Raw genomic sequence first — 1,256 nt, 5'->3', positions numbered from 1 at the left:
GGCAGATTCAGGGGGTCAGTGCAACACCTGAATCTGGAGGTGGGGCGTGGGTCCTGAGGTGTTGTTGGAGTCTCGTGTGGGGGTGTTGCGACTGGCGGTGTCGGTGGGCAGCGTGCGGGAAGCGGCTGCGCGGTCGGGGTTGCCGGCCCGGACGGTGCAGCGGTGGGCGATGCTGGCGGGCATGGATGTGTCGAAATCGCGGCAGCGATCGGTGCTGGAGCCGCGGCCTGCCGGTCACGGGCGACGGTTGTCGGCGGCGGATCGAACGATCGTCGAGGCGCGGTCCCGGATGGGCGTGTCGATGCGGCAGATCGCGGTGGAGATCGGGTTCGCTCCGTCGACGGTGTCGCGTGAGCTGGGCAGGGCGGGGCTGCGTCGCCGGGGAAAGACGCGCTACGACGCGGTCATCGCCGAGAATCGTGCCCGGGCGCAGCGGGCACGCCCGAAGCCGAGGAAACTGGACACGAACCGCGAGTTGCGGCAGGCGGTCGTGGACGGGTTGAACTCGAAGTTCTCCCCGGAGCAGGTGGCCGGGCGGCTGCCGATCGACCACCCGGACCGAGAGGACATGCGCGTGTCGCCGGAGACGATCTACCAGTCCCTGTACGTGCAGGGCCGCGGCGCGCTGCGACAGGAACTGAAGGTAGAGAAGGCGCTGCGGTCGGGCCGGGCCGGCCGTAAACCGCAGTCGAGGCTGCCGCGCCGCACCAGTCGCCCCTGGCTGGACGGGGCCCGACTCGCCGCCCGACCACCCGAAGCCGAAGACCGGGCCGTGCCCGGCCACTGGGAAGGGGACCTCGTCGTCGGGCCCGACAACTCCGGCATCGTCACCCTCGTCGAACGCCGCGGCCTGTTCACCCTCTTGGGCCGGCTACCCGGCTGCCGCGACAGCGCGACCGTGACCGACGTGCTCAGCACGATGATCGAGTCGTTGCCCGAGGCCGTGTTCACCACCATCACCTGGGACCAGGGCAGCGAGATGGCCGAACACGCGAAGTTCACCGTCGCGACCGGCTGCCCGGTGTACTTCTGCGACCCGCACTCGCCCTGGCAACGCCCCACGAACGAGAACACCAACGGACTCATCCGCGACTTCTACCCCACGGGCACCAACTTCAACGAAATCACCGACGCCGACCTCGCCGAAACCCAGCGTCTCCTCAACATCCGCCCCCGCGCCGTCCTCGGCTTCCACACCCCATCTGAAACACTGAACTCACACATAGCGCGTGTTGCACTGACCACTTGAGACCGCC

The 1,256-nt window shown here is 68.9% G+C and carries 1 protein-coding gene; it reads left to right on the top strand.

Annotated elements, in window-relative coordinates:
* The first annotated feature begins 46 nt into the window (after positions 1 to 46).
* Positions 47 to 1,249 (top strand): IS30 family transposase, encoded by a 1,203-nt coding sequence (locus tag ACQ143_RS14700; RefSeq protein ID WP_449571452.1) that lies wholly within the window; start codon positions 47 to 49, stop codon positions 1,247 to 1,249.
* The last annotated feature ends 7 nt before the right edge of the window (positions 1,250 to 1,256 follow it).

This window comes from Microbacterium pollutisoli, from assembly GCF_053586795.1.
Note: the sequence above shows the minus strand (reverse complement) of the source record. Positions and strands in the feature narration are given on the sequence as shown.